The organism is Oscillibacter sp. UBA6647, assembly GCA_002455655.1.
Lineage (GTDB): Bacteria > Bacillota > Clostridia > Oscillospirales > Oscillospiraceae > Oscillibacter.
Genome location: DKLF01000122.1, coordinates 1 through 6,123, shown reverse-complemented (window position 1 = coordinate 6,123; position 6,123 = coordinate 1). Strand labels below are relative to the sequence as shown.

Genomic DNA, 6,123 nt, shown 5'->3' with positions numbered 1-6,123 from the left:
GTGGCCCTTACTACTAAATTCCAATTGATGTAAAGTTAAACTATTTATCAGTATATTGATTAGCTGAGACGAAGAATTTCCTTCTTCAGCCGCTGGATGATCCGCTTTTCAAGCCGCGAGATATATGACTGGGAGATGCCCAAACGGTCAGCCACCTCTTTTTGTGTTCGCTCCTGTCCTCCGTTCAGCCCAAAGCGCAAGGTGATAATTTCTTTCTCCCGGGGCGAAAGAATTTTCAGAGCGGAGGTCAAAAGGCTTCGGTCCACGTCGTCCTCAATGGGGCGCATTACCACGTCCGCGTCCGTTCCCAGCACATCCGAGAGAAGCAGTTCATTGCCATCCCAGTCGGTATTCAGCGGTTCGTCAAAGGAAACTTCCCCCTTCCGCCCTGCGTTTTTGCGCAGATACATCAAAATCTCGTTTTCGATGCAACGGCTTGCATAGGTTGCCAGCTTGATATTTTTATTGGGGTTATAAGTTTCCACGGCCTTAATCAGACCGATTGCTCCAATGGAAATCAAATCCTCGATGTTGATTTTTGTATTCTCAAAGCGGCGGGCAATGTACACCACCAGACGCAGATTGTGCTCAATCAATTCCTGCCGGGCCTCCGTGTCCTCAATGCGCGATAAAAGCTCCGTCTCCCGTTCCCGGGTCAGGGGCGGGGGCAGGGTGTCGCTGCCGCCGATGTAGTGGACGGGCGTCCGGGGCAGCAGTCCCAAGCGGCGGAGCAGCCTTTTGAATGTTTCCAGCCAATGCGGCATGTTCTCGGTCCTCCCTTTCATCTTTATCGGCACGGTTTATATCCCTCCAGTTCGCCCCAAAGGGCGTCGCAGCCATCCCCCACCGAGGTGGGTGACAGAGCCAGAAGCAGCCGTTCCTGCCGTTTTCCATTGACGCTGGCCCAATCCAGACGGACCGCCAGCAGCAAACCGCTCTCCACGCCCACCGCGCTGTATGGCAGCAGACGAAACCGCGCGATATCTGCACCGGCGCCCGCCAACCGCTCCATCGTCTGGGCGGGGGCGCGAAGGGCGTTGGGCGTCAGCAACGGGCCCAGCTCCGGCGGCCAGAGCGGCTTGAGCTTTTCCGCCGAGGCCACCAACACCGGCCTGCCTGTTACGGGGTCCCGAAGTGTGTTCCCGGTATCGCACAGGGCCGTCAGCGCGGCGCGTGTGCCGCAAAAGGCCACCGTCACCGGGACAAGAAATCCCCCTGCCCCGCTGCGGCGGGCACTGGCCCGGAAAACCACCGCCAGCACCAAATAGGCCGCCGCCGCCGAAATCAGCAGGACTCTTGTGTCCACATTCGTATAGAAAATCCCGTTTTCCATGGGCATGCCCCGGCCGGCAGCCAATCCCAGCGCCAGCACACACCCGGCAAACCCACAGGACACCAGAAACAGCAGCAGCGTCAGCCGCAAAAAGCGCGGCTCTCCGCCATAGGCCGCCAGTGCCATCAGCACGCCCGCCGCGACTTTCACCGGCGGAACGGTCAGCCAGCCCATCCCCGGCAGAAATACCGCTGCTGCATATGCGCCCCCCAGCAGCGCCGCCAGAAGAAACCGCAGTCTTCGCAGTCTGGCGCCCGCCAGTTGGGCGGCGGAATATACCAACAGATAGTCCGCCAGCGCGTTCAGCGCGAACACGCTGTCTATGTACACCACCGTCATCTTTCGCCAATCCCTCCCCGCATCATGTGGCTGTGTATCCCCCATTATAGGACAGCCGGTGCAAAAATCAGGTCGCAATCAAAGTAAAATTCAGGCTTGACAACGGAAAAAAATATACGACTGCCGTCGGAGGTATCTGCATAAAAAAGGGCGCGGAACAATACGTTCCGCGCCCTTTTAACTCATATTCGGGTTGATTTGACTATTTTCCCTTTAAAAGCGGGCAATTCGCACCCCGCTCTTCCCATTTCGCTTTGTTGAGCTGTCAATGGAAAGGCTTCAGCCCTCCTCCGCAATTTTCCGGCCCATGAGGGTTCCCATCACGGAGGCCATCATCAGCCCCCGGGTCCAGCCGGAGGAATCCCCCAGGCAGTGAAGCCCCATCAGGCTGGTGTTGAAGTCGGTGTCCATCTTCACCCGATTGGAATAGAATTTCAGCTCGGGAGAGTACAGCAGCGTCTCCGTGGAGGCAAATCCGGGAACCACATGGTCCATGGCCTGAATAAAGCCGATGATGTTCACCATGGAGCGGTAAGGCATGGCGGCGGTAATATCCCCCGCCACGGCGTCCGGCAGAGTGGGGCGAATGTTGGACTGGGCAAGTTCCTTGGGCCAGGTCCGCTTGCCGTCCAGAATGTCGCCGAAGCGCTGGACCATAATATGCCCATCCCCCAGCATGTTGGTCAGCTCGCCCACCTTCTGTGCGTAGGCAATGGGCTGATTAAAGGGAACGCTGAAATTATGGGAGCAGAGAATGGCCAGATTTGTGTTGTCTGTTTTCAGATTTTTATAGCTGTGGCCGTTCACCACCGCCAGATTGTTGTCGTAATTCTCCTGAGAGACAAAGCCGCCGGGATTTTGGCAGAAGGTGCGGACCTTGTTCTTGAAGGGCCGGGGATAGCCCACCAGCTTGGATTCATACAGCACCCGGTTCACCATCTCCATGACCTCGTTGCGAACCTCCACCCGCACGCCGATGTCCACCGTGCCGGGAGCGTGGGCAATATTGTGCTCGGCACAAAGACGCTCTAGCCAGTCCGCGCCCCGACGGCCTGTGGCCACCACGGTATGCTTCGCAAGAATCTCCTGCTCCGTCTTCCCGTTGGAAATGGAAACACCTTTGCACACGTCGTTCTCCAGAATAAGATTGGAGCACTCGTACCCGAACAGGATTTCCACGCCATGCTCCTGCAAATACCGCTCGATGGCAAAATAAAGGCTCTGGGCCTTCTCCGTGCCAAGGTGACGGATTGGACAGTCCACCAGCTTCAGTCCGGCCTGGATGGCGTGCTTGCGGATTTCCTTGCGCTCAAGGTCGTTGCCAAGGCCCTCGATATGCTCGTCCGCGCCGAAGTCCAGATAAATCTTGTCGGTGTAGTTGATCGTCTCCTGCGCCAGATCCTCGCCCACCAGCGTGGGCAGGTCGCCGCCCACCTCATAGGAGAGAGACAGCTTTCCGTCGGAAAAGGCCCCCGCGCCGGAAAACCCGGTGGTAATGTGGCAATAGGGCTTGCAGTTCACGCAGTAGCCCGTTTTGTCCTTGGGACAATGGCGCTTTTCCACGCTCTGACCCTTCTCCACCATCACAATTTTCTGTTTACTGCCCTTTTTGAGCATCTCCAGCGCGGTAAAAATACCGGCCGGGCCCGCACCCACAATCACAACGTCTGCGTTCATCGTTTCTCTCCTTATTTTCCTGGCTGGCGTTTACTTTTCTGAAAGCTCCACAGCGTGCCGCACCAAAGACAGCGGCGGCACGGGGCGGGGCAGCTTCATATGAAATACGGCCTGAGTCGTTTTAATCTCCTGAACCGCCAAACCGTCCGAATCCCTCAGCTCCGGCACGGTCATGGCAAAGGGACGGCAGTCCGGTCCCACCACCTCCACCTGTGCTCCGCATGTCAGCTTATTGCGCAGGGACAGCGTGGCGTTTCCCACTTCGTCGCAATCGGTGACAAGGGCTTGCACCTGCCACTCCCGAATATACCGGGAGTCGGCCACGTACTGCCCCGGCGGCCCGTAGAAAAAGCCGGTGGAATAGCGGCGGTGGCTGACGTGGTCCACCTCGTCCCGCCACACGGGGTCGATCGGCTCCCCCGCGCCCACTGCGTCCAAGCCGCGGCGGTACGCGCCAGTGACAATCGCCGCGTAATAGGCTGACTTTGCCCGGCCCTCGATTTTCAGGCTGTCAATCCCAGCGGCACACAGGTCGTCCAGATGGTCAATCATGCACATATCCCGGGAATTCATGATGTAGGTCCCCTGCTCATCCTCAAACACCGGGAAATATTCGCCGGGGCGCTTTTCCTCCATCAGTGCGTACTGATACCGGCAGGGCTGGGCGCAGGCGCCCCGGTTGGAATCCCGCCCGGTCATATAGTTGCTTAAAAGGCACCGGCCCGAATAGCTCACGCACATGGCCCCGTGGACGAAGCACTCCACCTCAAGTGATTTCGGCGTTTTGATTCGGATTTCCCGGATCTCCTCCAAGCTCAGCTCCCGGGCCAGAATCACCCGGTTTGCACCCAAATCGTGCCATGCCCGGGCGCTTTCATAGTTGGCAATGCCCGCCTGCGTGGAAACGTGCCGTTGGCACAGAGGGGCATATTTTCCCGCCAACGCAAACACACCCATATCCGCCGCAATCAGCGCGTCCACCCCGGCGCTCTGGAGCGTTTCCAGATGCGCCGGGAGGTTTGCAACCTCGTCGTTGCGGGGCACAGTGTTCACCGTGCAGTGGACCTTCACGCCCCGGCTGTGGGCATATTCCACTGCGGTGGGCAGTTCTCCGTCGGAAAAATTCCCGGCAAAGGACCGCATTCCAAAGCTGGTGCCCGCCAGATATACCGCATCCGCCCCATAGGCCACAGCCATTTTCAGCCGCTCCATGTCCCCCGCGGGGCAAAGCAACTCCGGAAGCTTAATTTCCGACATACTGATCGCTGTTGATAAACTGGTTATGCTCCTGAAGGGTGGCGGAGAAAAAGTGCGTTCTGTCCTTGCCCAGCGCGTAGAAATAATATCCGGTGGTTTCGGGGCTCAGCGCCGCCTGCAACGATTTCAGACCCGGATTTGCGATGGGCGTAGGCGGTAGGCCCGCGTATTTGTACAGATTGTACGGAGAATCCACCTTTTTGTCGTCATTGGTAATGACGCCCTCATGATCCGGGATGGCATATAGCAGCGACGCGTCTACTTGCAGCATTTTATAGGTTCCATGGCTTCCGGTGTCCGCCAGTCGGTTGTAAATGACAGAGGCAATGGTGGCCTGATCGCCGCCAGCCGTCTCCTTTTCAATCAGGGAGGCGATGGTGACAATCTCCTTGAGACTGTAACCGGATGCCTCCACCTGCGCCATCATATCTTCGTCCATCTTCGCGGAGAAGTTGGAAATCAGGCGGCGCAGGGCGCTTTCGGGCTTCTCGTTCACGTAGAAATCATAGGTATCCGGGAACAGATATCCCTCCAGCCGGGAAAGCTCCTTGGAGGTGTTGTCGATAAAATCATAATTAAACGTGCTGTTCTGGGCGGCCTCGGTGAGGGCCGCTTCCGTGTTGACATTATTCTTCGCCAGCAGTGCAATGATCTGCCGGACGGTGTACCCCTCGGGAATGGTGACGCGGACGGTGTCCGTGTTCATGCCGCCGGAGGAGTTGTGCATGGCGTTGATCAGCGCCATATAGTCCATCTCGGTACTCAGCTCATAGTTGCCAATACCAATCTTTTCGTTGGCGTCGGCAAATCCGCCGAAGAGCCGGAAAAACCACTTGTACTGAATGAGCCCCGCGTCCTTGAGCTTGTTGGAAACGGTTTTCAAATTGTCGTCCGCCGTGATTTCAACAGTGGCAGTGACATCCGGCTTGCTGAAGGCGCAAAAATCATTCACCAGCAGCCAGCCAAGGCCCGCCACCAGCACAGAAGTCAGCAACACAAACAACACATATTTCCACCCGCTGAGAAACCGCCTGCGGCGGCGACGGCGGTGAGGACCTTCTCCCCGCTCTCCATGACCGGAAGACGACGGACGTCCGCCCTCCCGGCGAACCTGCTTCGCATCCCAGCTTGCGGTTTCCTGATTGTTATATTCGGACATAACCTGTCATACCTCCTGTGATTTTGCCGCGTTAAGAAAATTTTAATGGCCAAGTCTCCCTTTTGCAAACCCGTGCATAGACTATCACAAAGACTTTAAGTGAGGTGACAAATCCATGTGCTTTAACTCGGGGAATGGCAACAACTCCTGCTGGTGGCTCATCATCATCGTTCTTCTCTTCTGCTGCTGCGGGAACGGATTCAATGGAAACAGTTGCGGAAACAACAACTGCGGCTGCAACGACAACTGCTGCTGATCCACCTCCACGGGCAGACGGGACGCACTGCGTCCCGTTTTCCCAGAACATAAAGAGGACAAGCTTTACAGATATTTCTCCATCTTACTCCACACCTCTTCT

At 57.0% G+C, this 6,123-nt stretch carries 6 protein-coding genes; 1 reads left to right on the top strand and 5 read right to left on the bottom strand.

Annotation, left to right across the window (positions count from 1 at the left end; all coding sequences use genetic code 11):
* Nucleotides 1-59: 59 nt before the first annotated feature.
* The 5 genes from sigE to mltG form a co-directional block, all read right to left on the bottom strand.
* Entirely contained in the window at nt 60-764 is a 705-nt protein-coding gene (gene sigE / locus B2W96_RS09135) for an RNA polymerase sporulation sigma factor SigE (RefSeq protein ID WP_293009980.1), read from the bottom strand.
* Nucleotides 765-787: 23 nt separating this feature from the next.
* Nucleotides 788-1,672 carry a sigma-E processing peptidase SpoIIGA gene (locus B2W96_RS09130; protein ID WP_293009979.1) on the bottom strand — a complete coding sequence of 295 codons (885 nt, stop codon included), beginning with the start codon at nt 1,670-1,672 and terminating at the stop codon, nt 788-790.
* Nucleotides 1,673-1,951: 279 nt separating this feature from the next.
* Nucleotides 1,952-3,349, bottom strand: a complete 1,398-nt coding sequence (locus B2W96_RS09125) for an NAD(P)/FAD-dependent oxidoreductase (RefSeq protein ID WP_293009978.1) — start codon at nt 3,347-3,349, stop codon at nt 1,952-1,954.
* 30 nt (nt 3,350-3,379) lie between these two features.
* A complete protein-coding gene (locus B2W96_RS09120; protein WP_293009977.1) occupies nt 3,380-4,606 on the bottom strand; it encodes a peptidase U32 family protein in 1,227 nt (408 codons plus the stop codon).
* A complete protein-coding gene (gene mltG / locus B2W96_RS09115; protein WP_293009976.1) occupies nt 4,593-5,765 on the bottom strand; it encodes an endolytic transglycosylase MltG in 1,173 nt (390 codons plus the stop codon). The genes B2W96_RS09120 and mltG overlap by 14 nt, the downstream gene beginning before the upstream one ends.
* A 115-nt stretch (nt 5,766-5,880) precedes the next feature.
* On the opposite strand from mltG, the gene B2W96_RS09110 reads away from it, so the two are divergent.
* Nucleotides 5,881-6,021 carry a hypothetical protein gene (locus B2W96_RS09110; RefSeq protein ID WP_293009975.1) on the top strand — a complete coding sequence of 47 codons (141 nt, stop codon included), beginning with the start codon at nt 5,881-5,883 and terminating at the stop codon, nt 6,019-6,021.
* Nucleotides 6,022-6,123 lie beyond the last annotated feature (102 nt).